Here is a 16720-nt window from a genome sequence, read left to right as displayed (position 1 = left end):
CAACGGGGTCCCGCGCCGCGCGTATCCTCGAACGGTGACGATCGCGCCCCCTTCGAGCACCGTGCTCGCCGCACCCGTGTGGCGCGACCTCGAGCGCGCTCATGGCGCACGGGCCGACGCCCTCACGGCAGCGCATCGCGCCCGCGCGTCCCGCGGCGAGAAGCATCCGGTCGAGGACTTCCTGTTCACGTACTACTCCTACAAGCCCGCCGTTCTGCGGCGCTGGCATCCCGGCGAAGGCGTCGAACTGGCGGATGCCGCCGGCACGCCCCGCGCGCGTTGGCGCGGCTACGCACCCGGCGACGTGCCGGGATCGCTCGTCGTGGACGGCGCCGGGTGGCGCGGCGAGTACGACGCCCTCATCGTGAACATCGGCCGCATCCTCCGCGCCACCTCGGGACGCACCGCCGGGTACGGATGCTTCGGACTGCACGAGTGGGCGATGGTCTACCGCGAGTCCGACCATCGCCACGAGGTGCCGCTGCGGCTCGGTCAAGCCGCCACCGACGCGGTGGTCGAGGCGCACGATCTGCGCTGCACCCACTTCGACGCCTTCCGCTTCTTCACCCCCGACGCCGCGCCGCGCAATCGCGAGATCCCGACCCGCGACCGCCAGGCGGCACTCGAGCAGCCGGGGTGCCTCCACGCGGGCATGGACCTCTACAAGTGGGCGATCAAGCTCGGTCCGATCGTGCCGGGCGACGTGCTGCTGGACGCCTTCGAGCTCGCCCGCGACATCCGGACGCTCGACATGCGCGCATCCCCTTACGATCTCGCGCCGTGGGGCTACGAGCCCGTCCCGATCGAGTCCCCCGAGGGCAAGGCCGAGTACGTGCGCGCACAGCGCGCCTTCGCGGAACGCGGTCAGGCGATCCGCGCCAGGCTCCTCGAGGTCATCGATCGAGGCTGATCAGTCGGCGGGCTGGCAGTCGGCACACGGAACGAGACCTCGCCCGTCGGCGGCCAGGCTCATGCGCATCGCCTGAACGCGCGCCGCCGCCTCGTCGAGCCGCTCCGCCGGCAGCGTCCCCGACTCGACTGCCGCGACGATCCCGTCCACGATCCGCGTCGCACTCCGCGCGTCCGAGAACATCACGCCCAGCACGAGGTCGTTCCCGGCCGAGAGGGCGGCGACCGCATTGGCCACCGGATCGCGGTAGCGGGGATCGCCGGAGGCCTCGAGCATGCCGAGGTCGTCGGTCACCGCGATGCCTTCGAAGCCGAGATCCTCCCGCGCGATCCGATGCCACTCGGGCGACAGGCTCGCAGGTGCGGCATCGACCGCGGTGTAGGCGAGGTGCCCGAACATCAGCAGCGGGGCATCGGCATCGATGCCGGCGGCGAAGGGCACGCCATCGGAGCCGGCCCACTGATCCTTCGACATGTCCGTGGACGGTATGCCCTCGTGCGAATCGCCGGGCGCTGCGCCGTGACCCGGGAAGTGCTTGAGCGTCGACATCGCCGCCCCGCCTTCGCCGGCGACCGCCGCTGCGACGCGCTCCGCGGCCGCGTCCGGGGTCGTGCCGAGCGAGCGGCGGTAGATGAAGGAGCCCGGGTCGTCCGTCTCGTCGGCCACGATCCCGAAGTTCACCCCGATGCCGCCCCGCTGGACGAGGGCCGCACGAGCGGCGAAGGCGTCCTGGGCGGCGGCCGGCGGCGCGTCCTTGAGCTCGAGGGACGAGGGGAATCCGTCCCAGGGCAGCCTCGACACGTCGCCGCCCTCCTGATCGATCGCGATGAGCGGCGGCAGCGCCGGGTCGAGCGTGAGCGCGGTCGTCACGTCGCGCAGGGCGCTCTCGCTCCCGGGGATGTTCGCACCCATCAGGATGAACCCGCCGATGCCGCTCGAGGCCATGTAGTCCCGCAGCGCAGCCGTGTCCGTCGTGGGAATGTGCCCCATGACAACGGATGCCGCGCGTTCGCGGAGGGACATCGCGGCCACCGCGCGCACGGCCTGGTCGTGCACGCCGTCTTCGGCGGCCGCCTCGACCCGGACGGCTCCCACCTCCGCGGACGACGAAGGATCCACCTCTTCCGCTGAGGCCGACGGCATCACGCCGATCGCCACGAGCCCGAGCGCGACCGTCGCGGCGGCCATCCCCCGTCGAGCGACATCCACCCCGTCAGCCTAGGTCGCGCCCGGCGATCGCGCACCGCCCGCAGGCTGCGAGGACCGGGCCTCAGTGTCGCGCGACGATGGCGGCGGCATCCGTTCCCACCGGCAGGACTCCGTACTGCGCGCCACGGTCTTCGCCCAGTCGTGCGCCGATGAAGGCCTCAGCATCGCGCGAGGGTGCGTGGCGCAGCATGAGCGACGCCTGGAACGCCAGCGCCAGCGACTCCGTGAGCCTGCGCGCCTGTCCCTGCGCGGCATCCGCGTCGGCACCCTGCAGATCGCGCAGCAGGGCGAGTGTGCGCGCACTGTGGGCGTCGAGCGTCGCCGACGCGCCGTCGGTCGTCGCGAGTTCGGCGGCGAAGGCGTCCGCGGAGTCGGGATCACGCGTGAGCGCCCGCAGCACATCGAGGGCGATGACGTTGCCCGATCCCTCCCAGATCGCCATGACCGGCTGCTCGCGGTAGCGCCGTGCGAGCGGGAACGCCTCGGTGTAGCCGTTGCCGCCGAGGCACTCGAGCGCCTCGTACGCATGGTGCGGTCCGCGCTTGCATACCCAGTACTTCGCGATGGGCGTGGCCAGGCGGCGCAGGGCGACGTCGTGATCGGATGCCTCGGCCTCGAAGAGCTGCGCGAGGCGCAGGCCCGTCAGCATGGCCGCCTCGGACTCCAGGGCGAGGTCGGCCAGGACCGCCGTCATCGCGGGCTGCCCGACCAGGGGCGCGCCGAAGGCCTCGCGCCCGCGCGCGTGCCAGAGGGCCTCGGCAACGGATTGGCGCATCCCCGCGGCGGTGCCCAGAACACAGTCCAGGCGTGTGCGCTGCACCATCTCGATGATCGTCCGCACGCCCCGGCCGGGCTCGCCGAGCACGAATCCGACCGTGCCGTCGAACTCCACTTCGCCCGACGCGTTCGAGCGGTTGCCCAGCTTGTCCTTCAGCCGCTGCAGCCGGAAGACGTTGCGCGTGCCGCCCGGCAGGATGCGCGGCACGAACAGACACGACAGGCCCTCCTCCGTCCCGCCTCGCCGGGTGTGGGCGAGCACCAGGAAGCCGTCCGACATCGGAGCGGAGCAGAACCACTTGTGGCCGGTGAGCTGGTACGCATGCCCGCCCATCGACACCCCGACGGTCGTCCCGGCGCGCACGTCCGATCCCCCCTGCTTCTCCGTCATCGCCATGCCGATGAGGGCGCTGGGCTTCTGATCGGCGGGAAGCAGGCGCGGGTCGTACTCGCGGGACAGCAGGCGCGGCATCCACTCGTCCGCGACCCACGGCGAATCCGCGATCGACGCGACGGCGGCGTGGGTCATCGACACCGGGCAGGCGTGCCCGGGCTCGACCTGTGCGAAGAGCATGAAGGCGGCGGCCCGCGCGACGTGAGCGCCCGGTCGGGGATTCGCCCATGCCGAGGTGTGGGCGCCGTGCGCGAGCGCCGCGGCGATCACCCGGTGGTAGGACGGGTCGTACTCGACCTCGTCGAGCCGGAAGCCCCACCGGTCGTGCGTGTACAAGACGGGGGTGTGTGTATTGGCCAGCTCGGCATCGCGCTGGAAGTCGAGCGAGCCGACGAGCGCGCCGGCCTCGCGCAGCCCGGAGTCTGCCCAGCCCGCGCCGAAGGCGTCGAGGGCCGCGACCAGGGGCGCGTTGGCGGAGTACTCGTCGACATCGACGCGCCACGGCGGCTGGTTCTCGACGAAGTGGGTGAACGCGCCGATCACGCGCTGACCACGGGAGAAGGTCGTCACGCCCGCTCCGGCGCGGGCGCGAAGGCGAGGGCGGACTGCTCGTCGAAGGTGAGCGGGGCGCGCGTGATGATGTCGTGGACGAACTCGAGCTTGTGGCGGACCGGGCCCACGATCGTGAAGGGGTAAAGGTCGCCGAAGCCCATGGCGCGATTGATGCGGTTGAACGCCTGCGACATCCACTCCCAGTCCGTCAGCAGTCGCTGGATGGGCTCGTCGCGATACGACTCGATGGGGACGACGTCCGTGTCGCGGAGATTCGTGACGGCGGAGTCGAGGTGGATGCCGAGAGCCGCCGCCGTCTGGAGGGTGCCCGTGATGTGCAGGTAGTGAGCGAAGGTCTCGGCGAAGTCCTCCCACGGGTGCATCGTCGCGTACTCCGAGATGAAGCTCTCGTGCCAGCCGGCCGGTGCCCCGAGCTTGTAGTGGCGCGACAGCGCGTCGCGGTAGCTGGCGCGCTCGTCCCCGAACAGCGCCCGGCACTGCGCCCACAGTGCGTCGTCGGCGAGGAGCACGTTCTGGAAGTAGTGGCCGACCTCGTGCCGCAGATGCCCGAGGATCGTGCGATACGGCTCTCCGAGCCGCACGCGCAGCGCCTCACGCCGGTCGTCGAGGCTCTCGGCGAGGTCGATCGTGACGATGCCGTTCGCGTGCCCGATCATGACGGGCTTGCCGTCGGTGAGGCTCGAGATGAGATCGAAGCCGAGGCCGCCCTCGGCGACGTCCCACGGCACGATAGGCAGTCCGAGGTCACCCAGCTGGAGCAGGAGCCGGCGCTTGGCCTCCTCGGTCTTGGCGAGCTTCTCGAGCGCGACGGTGTCGTCCGCCGCGGGCCGCCGACGCGTCAGGCGGCACGAGAAGCAGCGTCCGGCCGGAGCATCCTCGCGTACCAGCCAGTTGCACGCCCATTCCCGGTTCGAGCAGGTGTACCAGGTCATGTCGTCGATCTGGACGCGACCGTGGCGGATGCCGTAGAACTGGCGCGTCACGATGTGAAAGCCGAGCTCCGCCTCGCAGTTCGGGCAGACCAAGGTGTCGAGGTACACGAAATGGCGGCAGTGCGGACAGCGGGGCTGGGAGCTCACGCTCTCACCGTAGCGCCGAGTCGCGTGCGCGGGGCGCGGCGACGCGTCACGGCGCGGGCACGAGCCGCAGGCGCAGGAGCAGGTCGTCCTCGGGCCGCGGCGATCCCCTGCCGTCGGTGTTGCCGGTGAGCACCCACAGCGTGCCGTCGGGAGCGGCGACGGCGTCGCGCAGCCGCCCCTGGTCACCGGTCAGAACGGCGGTCGGCTCCCCCGCCGCCGTCCCGTCTGCGGTGTCCACGACCCACAGGCGCTCACCGCGCAGGCCCGCCACGAACACGGTGTCCCCCACGGCGGCGATGCCGCTGGGACTGGCATCGGCGGTGGCCCAGCTGGCGATGGGATCGATCATCCCCTCGCGTCCCGCCTCTCCCTCGACCACGGGCCAGCCGTAGTTTCCGCCTGCCTCGATGCGATTGAGCTCGTCCCACGTGTCCTGACCGAACTCGCTCGCCCACATCGTGCCGTCCCGGGTCCACGCGAGCCCCTGCACGTTGCGGTGCCCCAGCGACCACACCGCGGTGCCCCACGGGTTGCCTTCGGCCGGATCGCCCTCGGGGTCCAGTCGGAGGATCTTGCCGCCGAGCGCGTCAGGATCCTGCGGTGCGTCGCGGTGCTGCGCGTCCCCGGTCGCCACGTAGAGCATGCCATCGGGGCCGAAGGCGATGCGCCCGCCGTCGTGGGTGCTCGCCCGCGGGATCCCGTCGAACACCAGCTCGCTCTCGCCGAGCGCCAGCGTCCCCGGTCCGCCGAGGAGCGGCATCCGCACCACGCGGTTGTCGTCGGCCGCGCCGTGATACGCGTACAGCCAGGTCGCGTCGTCGCTCTCGAAGAGAGCGAGTCCGTGCAGGCCGGACTCGCCTCCGGACACCACGCCCGGCACGGTCCCCGCCGTGCGCCGCTCCCCCTCCGGCGTCAGCTCGACGACGGTGCCGTCGTCGCGCTGCGAGATCAGCGCTCCTCCGCCGGCGAGCGGCACGACCGACCACGGAGCGGCGAGCCCGGATGCGAGCGCCTGCGGTGCGCCGTCGACGCGCCACGCGCCGGTCGGCTCGGCGCTCGGCGCAGGAGTGATCGACGTGGGCGGCACCAGCGACGGAGCGGCCTCCCGCGAGGGTGTCGGTGCGCAACCGGATGCCGCCATCGCGGCCAGGACGAGGCATCCGACCGCGACGAGGCGCGCGCGGCGGGTCACGCCCCTGCGGCCGCCGCCTCGAGCGCCGCGATGTCGATGCGGTGCATCGTGAGCATGGCCTGGACCGCGCGGTGAGCGGTTTCGGGGTCGGGGTGCCGGATCAGCTCGATGAGGCGATCCGGGATGATCTGCCAGGACAGCCCCCACCGGTCCTTGAGCCAGCCGCACGGCTGCTCCTGCCCGCCGTCGGCCGTCAGGGCGTCCCAGTACCGGTCCACCTCCGCCTGGTCCGCGCACGAGACATACAGCGAGATCGCCTCGGTGAAGGGGAACTGGGGACCGGCATCCATCGCGTAGTAGTCGCGGCCGGCGAGACGGAAGTGGGCGTGCATCACCTTGCCCCCCATTCCCGGGACCTCGTCGGGATACTTCCCCACCGACACGATCGACGAGTCGGGGATCAGTTCCGTGTAGAAGGTGATGGCGGTCTCGGCGTCGTCGTCGAACCACAGGAACGGGGTTGCTTCGGGCATGTCATCCTCCGGGGTCTCCCCTAGCGTCCCCCGACCGCACGGTTCGGTCAACGGCTGCGGCCCCACTGCCCGGAAAAGCCGAAAGCCCCCGATGTCTCGGGGGCTTTCATTCGGTGGACCTGAGGGGACTCGAACCCCTGACCCCCTGCATGCCATGCAGGTGCGCTACCAGCTGCGCCACAGGCCCGGATTTCGCCGCCCCTCGCGGGGCAACTAGACCAGCTTACAACACGGTTTCGGGTGCTCCGAACCGGCTGATCACTCCGCGGCGGCGGGCGTGGGGAGCTCGATCGGCACGACCGGGCAGTCCTTCCAGAGGCGCTCGAGCCCGTAGTACATGCGCTCCTCCTCGTGGAACACGTGCACCACCAGGTCGCCGAAGTCGAGCAGCACCCATCGCGACTCTTTGCGGCCCTCGCGACGCAGCCTCTTGTGTCCGGCCTCGAGCAGGCGGTCCTCGACCTCGTCGGCGATGGCGGCGACGTTGCGCTCGCTGCGCCCGGTCACGAGGAGGAAGACGTCGACGAGCGGGAGCGGCCCCGAGACGTCGAGCGCGACGAGCTCCTCGCCGCCCTTCGCGTCGGCGGCGATCGCCGCGATCTGCAGCATGTCGTGGGACTGGGCGGATGCCGTCATCACAGTGCTCCCGTCACGAAGGCGAGGATGAGCACACCGACGAGCGCCAGCGCGAGCGCACCCGCGGTGATGGCGAGCGTCAGCATGAGCTTGCTGCCCTTCTCCGGCACCGGCGGCCTGATGACCTCGCCGGCCGACTTGACCGTGCTGATCGCGGCGCTGGCGGCGATGGGCGTCGGGGACGAGTGCGCAGGAAGCTCGCCGTCGATGAGGGTGGCGTCGACTTCTTTGCCGTCGGCGGTGCCCAGGGCGTGGCCGGTGGACCCGAGTCCCTCTGGCAGGTTGAGCGTGCCGGTGATGAGCACCTCACCCGTCGCGCTCATCGGCGCGGACATGGGGGCGATCTCGGGCGCCTGCGACAGGATCAGCGCGTTGGGCATGGAAACCGTTCCGGTCGATCGCGAGAGCAGCTGATCGAACGATGCGGGCAGCGGAGCCTGCTCGGGCTCGCCGGCGAGCAGTCCTGCTCCCAGGAGCGGGTTGACGACGCGGTCCTCCTTGGCGTCCGTCTCCTCGACATCGGCTGCCAGCTCTTCCCACGCGGAGGGCTGGACCGCATCGACGGCGCGGAAGGCTTCGTACTCGGCGGGCGACTCTTCGAGGTGGGCGGGCGCCTCCGGCTCCGCGGACGTCTCGTCGCGTTCGGCGGGCGTCGGGATCACCGGAGCCGGTGCCGTCGCGAGTCCGAACAGGTCGTGCATGCCGCTGTTGGCGCTGACCGGCTGGTCGCGCGTCAACGCCGGAGTCGCTCCTGCGGCCGCGAGGGACGCCGTATGCGCGGCGGCGACCTCGGGGGTGATGACGGGCACGGAGGCGGTGCGGATGCGCTCCTGCTGACGCGCCTGGCGGCGAGTGAGCGGTGAGGCGCCGAGGTCGACGGTCGAGTCGGCGACGGGCGCCGGCGCGACGACGACGGGGTCGGCGGCGCGAGGAAGCGGCGCGACGGCCACGCGTGGAGTCGCAGCAGCAGGTTCCCACGCCGGAGCGCCGAAGACCGATGGCGGCGCGGGCGGCGACTCCACAACGAAGGTCGCCTCGTCGAGTTCGTCGGCGGGGGCCGCGGCCTCGGCCGCGGTTTCGGCGGTGATGACGGGCGTCGACCCCGTGTTGCGGATCTCCCGCATCTGCTTGCGTGTCAGCGGTTGATTCGCCGGCTGCTCGGTTTCACTCATTCCTTGCTCCGGTAGAGATGATGCTTCGCAATGTATTGGACGACCCCGTCGGGAACGAGGTACCACACCGGGTGTCCCTGACCTACGCGGTCCCGGCAGTCGGTGGACGAGATGGCGAGAGCGGGGATCTCGAGCTGACTGACGTCGTCACTGGGCAGTCCGTCCGTGCTGAGCACGTGACCGGGACGGGAGACCGCGACGAAGTGCGCGAGGTCCCACAACTCATCATGGTCCCTCCAACTGAGAATTTGCGCTATGGCGTCCGCGCCGGTGATGAAGTACAGCTCGGCATCCGGCCGCTCGGCCTTGAGATCGCGCAGCGTGTCGATCGTATAGGTGGGGCCGGAGCGGTCGATGTCGACACGGCTGACGGTGAAGCGAGGATTGGATGCCGTGGCGATGACGGTCATCAGGTAGCGGTGCTCGCTCAGCGAGACCCCGTCCTTCTGCCAGGGTTCCCCCGTGGGGACGAAGACGACCTCATCGAGGTCGAACCACTGGGCGACCTCGCTCGCGGCGACGAGGTGACCGTGATGGATGGGATCGAACGTCCCACCCATGACCCCGACCCTCGGGGCTCCCGTCACCGACATGCAGTGCGGCCTAGTGGCCGTGCCCCGATCGGTGCTCGACGTCGTCGGCGTGGGCGATCGCATACGCCTCCGCCTTGTGCGCGTGGCGGTTGGCCACGTTGCGATACGAGAGTGTGACGATCGCGAGAGCGGCGAAGATCGCGATCGCGATGATGCCGAAGCCGACGGTCTCGAGAGCGACGTTGCCGTGGTGCTCGGATTCTTCGGCGGCGAGGGCGACGATCGTGGCGATGGTCATTCGGGCTCCGTTTCGGGTACGCCGGCTGGCGGGCTGTTGTTCAGTTTAGGCGCTCAGACGCGGACTTGTCCGACGCCTCGCACGAGCCACTTGGTGCTCGTCAGCTCGGTGAGGCCCATCGGCCCGCGCGCATGGAGCTTCTGCGTGGAGATGCCGACCTCGGCGCCGAAGCCGAACTCGCTCCCGTCGGTGAACCGCGTCGACGCGTTGGCCATCACGACGGCCGAGTCGACCTCTGCCAGGAAGCGCTCGGCGTTGGCCCGATCCTGCGTGATGATCGACTCGGTGTGGTGCGTGGAGTAGCGACGGATGTGGTCGAGCGCCTCATCGAGGTCGTCGACCACGCGTACGGCGATGTCGAGGCTCAGGTACTCCGTCTGCCAGTCCTCCTCGGTTGCCGCCACGACGCCCTCCGCAAGGGCGGCGACGGCCGCGTCCCCGTGCACCGTCACCCCTCGCTCGCGCAATGCCGCGACGACCGGCGGAACGAGGCGGGGAGCGGCATCCGCCATGACCAGCACCGTCTCGACGGAGTTGCACACGCTCGGACGCTGGACCTTCGCGTTCACGACGATGTCGCGCGCCCAGTCCAGCGGCGCACTCTCGTCGAGCACGATGTGGACGACGCCGGCACCGGTCTCGATGACGGGCACCGACGACTCGGTGACGACGGTCTCGATGAGCTGTGCGCTGCCGCGGGGCACGAGCACGTCGACCACGCCGCGGGCCTGCATGAGCTCCCGCGCACCTTCGCGGCCGAAGTCGTCGACGGTCTGGATCGCCTCGGGGTCGATCCCCTGCTCGGCGAGAGCGCCGCGCATGGCGCTCACGAGGGCCGCGTTGGTCCTCTCGGCCGCCGACCCTCCACGGAGCACGACGGCGTTCCCCGACCGCAGCGCCAGAGCGGCGATGTCGACCGTGACGTTCGGCCGGGCCTCGTAGATCGAGCCGACCACGCCGAACGGCACGGCGATCTTGGTCAGCGCCACGCCGTTGTCGAGCGTCCGCTCGTCGAGGACGCGCCCGACGGGGTCAGGCAGCTCAGCGATGTCGCGCACCGCTGCCGCCAGAGCGGCCACACGCGGCTCGTCCAGCCGCAGCCGGTCCTGGAGCGCGACGGTCAGCCCCGTGGCCCGGCCCCGTTCGAGATCCTCGGCGTTGGCGGCGACGACCGCTGCCGCGGACTGCTCGATCGCGTCAGCGATGGCATGCAGTGCCTCGCGCTTGCGCCCGTCGTCGAGGAGACCGACGCTGCGCGAGGCCTCCTTGGCGAGCAGCATCCGTTCGCGGGCGGTCGTGGCCGTAGTGGTCATCCGCCCAGTTTATCGATGGGCGGTGCGCACCGGTCCGGTCGCCGCGTGCGCGGCCGGATCGGGGTTCGGCTGGAACCACGTGCCGATCTCAGCTCCGGTGAGCGCCTGATCCACGAGATCGGCGCTCGTGACGAGGACGCCGATTCCGGATGCCGCGGCCAGCCGCGCCGCCGACACCTTGGTGGCGGCGCCTCCGGTGCCGACGCTGTTGACGACGACCGAGCCGAACTCGAACCCGTGGAGGTCGTCTCCGTACGCCACACGCGGGATCGGCATCGCACCGGGCTCGTCGGGCGGTCGCGTGTACAGGCACTCGATATCGCTCAGCAGCACGAGAGCGTCCGCGCCGATCAGCTGTGCCACGAGCGCCGCGAGCCGGTCGTTGTCGCCGAAGCGGATCTCGTGGGTGGCGACGGTGTCGTTCTCGTTCACGATCGGCAGGATCCGCAGACCGAGCAGCCGCTCCATCGCGCGGCGCGCGTTGGAGCGGTGCGTCGCGTTCTCGAGATCGCCGGCGGTGAGCAGTACCTGCCCGGCCACGATCTTGAACGGCCGCAGCGCCGCCTGGTAGCGGTAGATGAGGACGTTCTGCCCCACGGCGGCCGCCGCCTGCTGCGTGGCGAGATCGCTCGGACGCGCGTCGAGCATCAAGTAGGGCATCCCCGTCGCGATCGCCCCGGAGGACACCAGCACGACCTCGGTTCCGCGTCCGTGCGCCGCGGCGAGGGCGTCGACGATCGGCCCGATCTTCTCCGTGTTCTCGCCGCTGATCGACGACGAGCCGACCTTCACGACCACACGGCGTGCCGACGCGAGGCTCTCGCGCTCGAGCCCGCTCACGCGTCGTCGCCCGCTTCGTCCCGGCTGCGTGTGGCGATGCGCTCGGCCTCGAGTTCCGCGCGGGCCTCGGCCTTGGCGTCCATCATGTCGTGGTACCGCTCGCGTCGCTCCGACGTCGTGCGCCGCGAGCTCTGGAGCAGGCGCGGATCGGTGCCGCGCGGTGCGGTCGCCAGCTCCGCCGTCGACTTGACCGACGGCTCCCAGTCGAAGACGATGCCGTCGCCCTCGCCGATGACGACCGTCGCGCCGGGAGTCGCCCCGGAGCGGAACAGCTCGTCCTCGACACCCAGCTTCTCGAGTCTGTCGGCGAGGTACCCCACGGCCTCCTCGTTCTGGAAGTCGGTCTGCTGCACCCAGCGGACGGGCTTCTCGCCGAGGATCCGGTAGATGTTGCCGTAGGTGCCGCCCTCGACACGGACCCAGAACTCCTTCTGGGATCCCCGGGGGCGGATCACGATGCGCTCGGGCACCGGCGTCTTCGCGAGCTCCACGCGGTGCGCGGCCACGATGTCGCCGAGCGCGAAGGTCAGCTGCCGGAGGCCCTCGTGGCTCACGGTCGAGATCTCGAACACGCGGAAGCCCCGCGCTTCGAGCTCCGGCCGCACGAGGTCGGCCAGATCCTTCGCCTCGGGGACGTCGACCTTGTTCAACGCGATCAGCTGCGGACGCTCGAGAAGCGGGGTCTGCCCTTCCGGCACGGGGTACGCGCCGAGTTCGGCGAGGATCACGTCGAGGTCGGTCAGCGGGTCGCGGCCGGGGTCGAGGGTCGCGCAGTCCAGCACGTGGACCAGTGCGGTGCAGCGCTCCACATGGCGCAGGAACTCGAGGCCGAGCCCCTTGCCCTCACTGGCTCCTTCGATCAGCCCGGGAACGTCGGCGACCGTGAAGCGGGTGTCACCGGCCTGCACGACGCCGAGGTTGGGGTGGAGCGTCGTGAACGGGTAGTCGGCGATCTTGGGCCGGGCCGCGGAGATCGCGGCGATGAGGCTAGACTTGCCGGCCGACGGGAATCCGACGAGCGCGACATCCGCCACCGTCTTCAGTTCCAGGAGGACGTCGCCCTCCCACCCGGGAGTGCCGAGCAGTGCGAAGCCCGGCGCCTTTCGCTTGGGGTTGGCCAGCGTCGCGTTGCCGAGACCGCCGATGCCGCCCGGAGCGACCACGAAGCGCATGCCGGGGTCGATCATGTCGACGAGCGTCTCACCGTCGGCATCCTTCACCACGGTGCCCACCGGGACCGCGAGTTCGAGCGCCTCACCCGCGGCGCCGGAGCGGTGGTCGCCCATGCCGAAGCCGCCGTTGCCGCCGGCGCGGTGCGGCGAGTGGTGGTACGACAGAAGGGTCGTGACCTGCGGGTCGGCGACGAGCACGATGTCGCCTCCGTGACCGCCGTTGCCGCCGTCGGGGCCGGCCAGCGGCTTGAACTTCTCGCGCTTGACCGACACGCAGCCGTTGCCGCCCTTGCCTGCACGTAGATGCAGCGTCACACGATCGACGAACGTGACCATGTGTTCCCCCTCACGAAGCGGTCTGGGTCAGGCCCAGAGTAAAGGGGAAGGGGCGAGCCGAAGCCCGCCCCTTCCTCGAAAAATGCGCAGCGCGTGGATTACTCCGCGGCCGCCACGATGTTGACGACCTTGCGGCCGCCCTTCTGACCGAACTCGACCGCGCCCGCTGCGAGAGCGAACAGCGTGTCATCGCCACCGCGGCCGACGTTGGCGCCGGGGTGGAAGTGGGTGCCGCGCTGACGGACGATGATCTCGCCGGCGAGGACCTTCTGTCCGCCGAAGCGCTTCACGCCCAGTCGCTGAGCGTTGGAGTCACGACCGTTGCGGGTGGAGCTTGCGCCCTTTTTGTGTGCCATCTCTGCGTCTCTTCCTGGACTTACTTGATGCCGGTGACCTTGACGCGCGTGAGGTCCTGACGGTGCCCCTGGCGCTTCTTGTAACCGGTCTTGTTCTTGAACTTCTGGATCACGATCTTCGGGCCGCGCTCCTCGCCGAGAACCTCGGCGGTGACGGTCACCTTGGCGAGCTTGGCGGCATCGGTCGTGACGGCGTCGCCGTCAACGAGCAGGACCGCAGGCAGCTCGATCTTGTCGCCGATCTTCGCGGCCTGGCGGTCGAGAACGACGATCGTGCCGACCTCGACCTTTTCCTGCCGGCCACCGGCGCGCACAACTGCGTAAACCACTTCACACCTGTTTCTACTGGATTGGAGCGCACGGCTCCGGTTGTCTTTGCGAGACTCTGCCCTTGCGAGAAGAGGAAGTCCTGGTGCGGCAGCGACGGCTCCAGCGGGCTGCTGAGCCTGTCGGGCATCGCCATCAACCTGCGAAACGGGACGCACCAAAGGACTACTTTACCGGATGCCGGCACCAACGGCAAAAGCACCCCTCGCCCGTGTCGCCGCATCAGGTTTGTAGGATCGCTGCGTGGCGATCCTCATTGACGATCCGCGCTGGCCGGCGCACGGGCGACTGTGGGCGCACCTCGTGAGCGACTCGGATCTCGAGGAGCTGCACGCGTTCGCCGCGGCCAACGGCATCCCCCGCCGCGGCTTCGATCGCGACCACTACGACGTCCCCGACGAGGCCCACGCGCGTCTCGTCGCCGCGGGCGCCGAGCACGTCACCGGGCACGAGCTCGTACGCCGACTCATCGCGTCGGGGCTGCGCATCACCGCGCGCGAGCGTCGCGCCGGCCGGTAGCCGGCGCGACGACCTCAGTCCTCGTTGGGCGTGTGCGCCACCGGCGTGCCCGTGAGGGCGGCCGTGGTGACCCGGCGACGCGAACGGCCGTGACCCGGCGCCTTCGGCTCGGGGAGAGCGCTGAGCACCGAGTCGAGCAGCATGTCCTTCTCGGTCTTCGGCGCGGAGGTCGCCTTGGCGGACTCGCCGCGCTTCTTACGAGGCTTCTTCGGCCGCTCGGCAGGCGCTTCGACCGCAGCGGCGGCCGCATCGACGGGGACCTCGTCGTGGTGATGGATGGTGGATGCCGCGATCTGCGCGAGCGCGGACTTCGCACCCTCGGTGATCACATGCGTGCCGTTGGAGCCACCGCCGGCGCTCGGCTGCTGGGCACCGCCGCGCTGACGACGACCCGAGGACGACGACGATCCGGCGGAAGCCTGCGGTCCACGGTGCTTCACGACGGGGTCGTGGTGCACGATCACGCCGCGCCCCGCGCAGACCTCGCACGCCTCGCTGAAGGTCTCGAGCAGTCCGAGCCCGAGCTTCTTGCGCGTCATCTGCACGAGTCCCAGCGAGGTCACCTCGGCGACCTGGTGCTTCGTGCGGTCGCGGCTCAGGCATTCCACGAGGCGGCGGAGCACGAGATCACGGTTGGACTCGAGCACCATGTCGATGAAGTCGACGACGATGATGCCGCCGATGTCGCGCAGACGCAGCTGGCGCACGATCTCCTCGGCCGCCTCGAGGTTGTTCTTCGTGACCGTCTCTTCGAGGTTGCCGCCCGAGCCGACGAACTTGCCGGTGTTCACGTCGACGACGGTCATCGCCTCGGTGCGGTCGATCACGAGCGAACCGCCGGAGGGCAGCCACACCTTGCGGTCGAGCGCTTTCTCGATCTGCTCCGTCACGCGGAACTGGTCGAAGGGATCGGCGTCACCCTCGTAGGCTTCGATGCGCTCGAGCAGGTCGGGGGCCACGCTCTCGACGTACTTCGTGATCGTGTGGTGCGCATCCTCACCCTGGATGAGCATCTTCGAGAAGTCCTCGTTGAAGACATCGCGGACGATCTTCACGAGGAGGTCGGGCTCGGAGTGCAGCAGCGCAGGCGCCTGGATCGACTGGATCTGCGTGCTGATGTGCTCCCACTGGGTGGTGAGTCGCTGGACGTCGCGCGTCAGCTGGTCCTCGGTGGCGCCCTCGGCGGCCGTGCGCACGATCACGCCGGACGACTCGGGGAGCACCTCCTTGAGGATCTTCTTCAGGCGAGCACGCTCGGTGTCGGGAAGCTTGCGCGAGATGCCGTTCATGGCGCCGCCCGGCACGTAGACCAGGTAGCGCCCGGGAAGCGAGATCTGGCTGGTCAGGCGAGCACCCTTGTGACCGACGGGGTCCTTCGTGACCTGCACGAGCACTCGGTCGCCGGACTTGAGGGCGAGCTCGATGCGGCGGGGCTGGTTGCCGGTCTCGACGGCGTCCCAGTCGACCTCGCCTGAGTACAGCACCGCGTTGCGGCCGCGGCCGATGTCGACGAAGGCCGCCTCCATGCTGGGAAGCACGTTCTGCACACGGCCGAGGTACACGTTGCCGATGAGCGAGGCGTCCTGGTTGCGCGCGACGTAGTGCTCGACGAGGACGTTGTCCTCGAGCACCGCGATCTGGATCCGCCCGTTCTTCGAACGCACGATCATGACGCGATCGACGGACTCGCGACGGGCGAGGAACTCCGCCTCGGTCACGACGGCGCGGCGGCGTCCGGCCTCACGGCCGTCGCGACGGCGCTGCTTCTTCGCCTCGAGGCGAGTGGAGCCCTTGATGCGCTGCGGCTCGGTGATGAGCTCGACCGCGCGCTGACGGGGCTGCGACGGCTCGGAGGGGCCGGATGCCTCGTCCCTGCCCTCTCCCCCGCGGCGGCGGCTGCGCCGGCGCGACGAGGTCGGCTGCTCCTGCTCCTGTTCGGGCTCCGCATCCGGGATCGAGGGAAGCGCGATCACCTCGGGTGCGTAGAACATCAGCTGCGTCGACACCGCCGACACGAACACCTCGGGCAGGAGCCCCAGCGACACCGCGGTGGCGGGACCATCGGCGTCGGGCGTGGAGGCGGGCGTCTCGGCGGGCTCGGGGGCATCGGCGGCGGGCGCCTCCGTCTCAGCGGACGCGTCCGTCTCGGCGGGCGCCTCCGGTCCGGCGACGCCGGCAGCGGCATCCGTCACCGGCTCATCGGCGGCGGGCGCCGGAGCGCCCTCTTCGTACACCTCGACCGCTTCGATCACCGCATCGGTCTCGACCGCCGCCAGATCGTTGCCCGCTGCGTCTGGCGCTAGCGGGGCATCCGATCCGGTCTGCGGGGTGAGGTCTTCATCGTTGCCATCGGCCATCACTGGCTTACTCCCTGCGGGTCGGCTCCGCGCGCCGCCCGGCGAAATCTCTTGCGGTGCCGCACCTGCGGTGCCGCGAACTCACTCGGTCTGCAACGGGTTCCCGGCTCATGCGGCGGGAGCTCACGCTGCCAAGGGCATTCGTCGCCCTGAAGTCTTCTGGTGATGAGCGTCGCGGCGCGGCCGCGGCACATCGGGGACCATTATCGCACTTTCGCCCGCCGATTGCTCGTCGGCGGCGCGCCGGGGATTTG

General features: G+C 70.4%; 17 protein-coding genes and 1 tRNA gene. 2 read left to right on the top strand and 16 right to left on the bottom strand.

What is annotated here, in order from left to right:
* Positions 1–34: 34 nt before the first annotated feature.
* Positions 35–910 carry a hypothetical protein gene (locus ASD93_RS05105; RefSeq protein ID WP_056119658.1) on the top strand — a complete coding sequence of 292 codons (876 nt, stop codon included), beginning with the start codon at positions 35–37 and terminating at the stop codon, positions 908–910.
* On the opposite strand, the gene ASD93_RS05100 is transcribed toward ASD93_RS05105, so the two are convergent.
* The 15 genes from ASD93_RS05100 to rplU form a co-directional block, all read right to left on the bottom strand.
* Positions 911–2119, bottom strand: a complete 1209-nt coding sequence (locus ASD93_RS05100) for a glycoside hydrolase family 3 N-terminal domain-containing protein (RefSeq protein WP_235566889.1) — start codon at positions 2117–2119, stop codon at positions 911–913. It abuts the gene before it with no gap.
* Between the two features lie 61 nt (positions 2120–2180).
* Positions 2181–3860: an acyl-CoA dehydrogenase family protein gene (locus ASD93_RS05095; protein ID WP_056119654.1), complete on the bottom strand. Its 1680-nt coding sequence runs from the start codon at positions 3858–3860 to the stop codon at positions 2181–2183.
* Positions 3857–4942, bottom strand: coding sequence for a putative zinc-binding metallopeptidase (locus ASD93_RS05090; RefSeq protein WP_082569190.1), 1086 nt, complete (start codon positions 4940–4942; stop codon positions 3857–3859). The genes ASD93_RS05095 and ASD93_RS05090 overlap by 4 nt, the downstream gene beginning before the upstream one ends.
* A gap of 46 nt (positions 4943–4988) precedes the next feature.
* Positions 4989–6134 (bottom strand): PQQ-dependent sugar dehydrogenase, encoded by a 1146-nt coding sequence (locus ASD93_RS05085; protein WP_056119647.1) that lies wholly within the window; start codon positions 6132–6134, stop codon positions 4989–4991.
* Positions 6131–6607 carry a VOC family protein gene (locus tag ASD93_RS05080; protein WP_056119644.1) on the bottom strand — a complete coding sequence of 159 codons (477 nt, stop codon included), beginning with the start codon at positions 6605–6607 and terminating at the stop codon, positions 6131–6133. The genes ASD93_RS05085 and ASD93_RS05080 overlap by 4 nt, the downstream gene beginning before the upstream one ends.
* 114 nt (positions 6608–6721) lie before the next feature.
* A tRNA-Ala gene (locus ASD93_RS05075) sits at positions 6722–6794 on the bottom strand.
* A gap of 71 nt (positions 6795–6865) precedes the next feature.
* The gene (rsfS, locus tag ASD93_RS05070) at positions 6866–7243 is read right to left on the bottom strand and encodes a ribosome silencing factor (protein WP_056119641.1); all 378 of its coding nucleotides are present in this window, start codon (positions 7241–7243) and stop codon (positions 6866–6868) included.
* On the bottom strand, positions 7243–8415 hold the full coding sequence (locus tag ASD93_RS05065; RefSeq protein ID WP_082569189.1) for a hypothetical protein: 1173 nt from the start codon (positions 8413–8415) through the stop codon (positions 7243–7245). The genes rsfS and ASD93_RS05065 overlap by 1 nt, the downstream gene beginning before the upstream one ends.
* Complete coding sequence (nadD, locus tag ASD93_RS05060; RefSeq protein WP_056119636.1) at positions 8412–9008, bottom strand: nicotinate-nucleotide adenylyltransferase; 597 nt, start codon at positions 9006–9008, stop codon at positions 8412–8414. Before nadD ends, ASD93_RS05065 begins: the two co-directional genes overlap by 4 nt.
* Before the next feature lie 10 nt (positions 9009–9018).
* Positions 9019–9246, bottom strand: a complete 228-nt coding sequence (locus ASD93_RS05055) for a hypothetical protein (RefSeq protein WP_056119633.1) — start codon at positions 9244–9246, stop codon at positions 9019–9021.
* Positions 9247–9299: 53 nt separating this feature from the next.
* Entirely contained in the window at positions 9300–10559 is a 1260-nt protein-coding gene (locus ASD93_RS05050; RefSeq protein ID WP_056119630.1) for a glutamate-5-semialdehyde dehydrogenase, read from the bottom strand.
* Between the two features lie 9 nt (positions 10560–10568).
* Entirely contained in the window at positions 10569–11399 is an 831-nt protein-coding gene (gene proB, locus ASD93_RS05045; RefSeq protein WP_056119628.1) for a glutamate 5-kinase, read from the bottom strand.
* Complete coding sequence (gene obgE / locus ASD93_RS05040) at positions 11396–12907, bottom strand: GTPase ObgE (protein ID WP_056119625.1); 1512 nt, start codon at positions 12905–12907, stop codon at positions 11396–11398. Before obgE ends, proB begins: the two co-directional genes overlap by 4 nt.
* A 98-nt stretch (positions 12908–13005) precedes the next feature.
* Positions 13006–13263 carry a 50S ribosomal protein L27 gene (gene rpmA / locus ASD93_RS05035; protein WP_056119621.1) on the bottom strand — a complete coding sequence of 86 codons (258 nt, stop codon included), beginning with the start codon at positions 13261–13263 and terminating at the stop codon, positions 13006–13008.
* A gap of 20 nt (positions 13264–13283) precedes the next feature.
* Positions 13284–13592, bottom strand: a complete 309-nt coding sequence (gene rplU / locus ASD93_RS05030) for a 50S ribosomal protein L21 (RefSeq protein ID WP_056119616.1) — start codon at positions 13590–13592, stop codon at positions 13284–13286.
* 241 nt (positions 13593–13833) lie between these two features.
* Here rplU and ASD93_RS05025 point away from each other — a divergent pair, with 241 nt between their 5' ends.
* Positions 13834–14109: a DUF4031 domain-containing protein gene (locus ASD93_RS05025; protein ID WP_056119613.1), complete on the top strand. Its 276-nt coding sequence runs from the start codon at positions 13834–13836 to the stop codon at positions 14107–14109.
* A 14-nt stretch (positions 14110–14123) separates the two neighbouring features.
* On the opposite strand, the gene ASD93_RS05020 is transcribed toward ASD93_RS05025, so the two are convergent.
* Positions 14124–16466 carry an Rne/Rng family ribonuclease gene (locus tag ASD93_RS05020; RefSeq protein ID WP_056119610.1) on the bottom strand — a complete coding sequence of 781 codons (2343 nt, stop codon included), beginning with the start codon at positions 16464–16466 and terminating at the stop codon, positions 14124–14126.
* Positions 16467–16720 lie beyond the last annotated feature (254 nt).

This window comes from Microbacterium sp. Root180 (assembly GCF_001428485.1).
GTDB lineage: Bacteria > Actinomycetota > Actinomycetes > Actinomycetales > Microbacteriaceae > Microbacterium.
The sequence above is the reverse complement of the archived record's forward strand: the minus strand, read 5'-3'. Positions and strand labels throughout refer to the sequence as shown.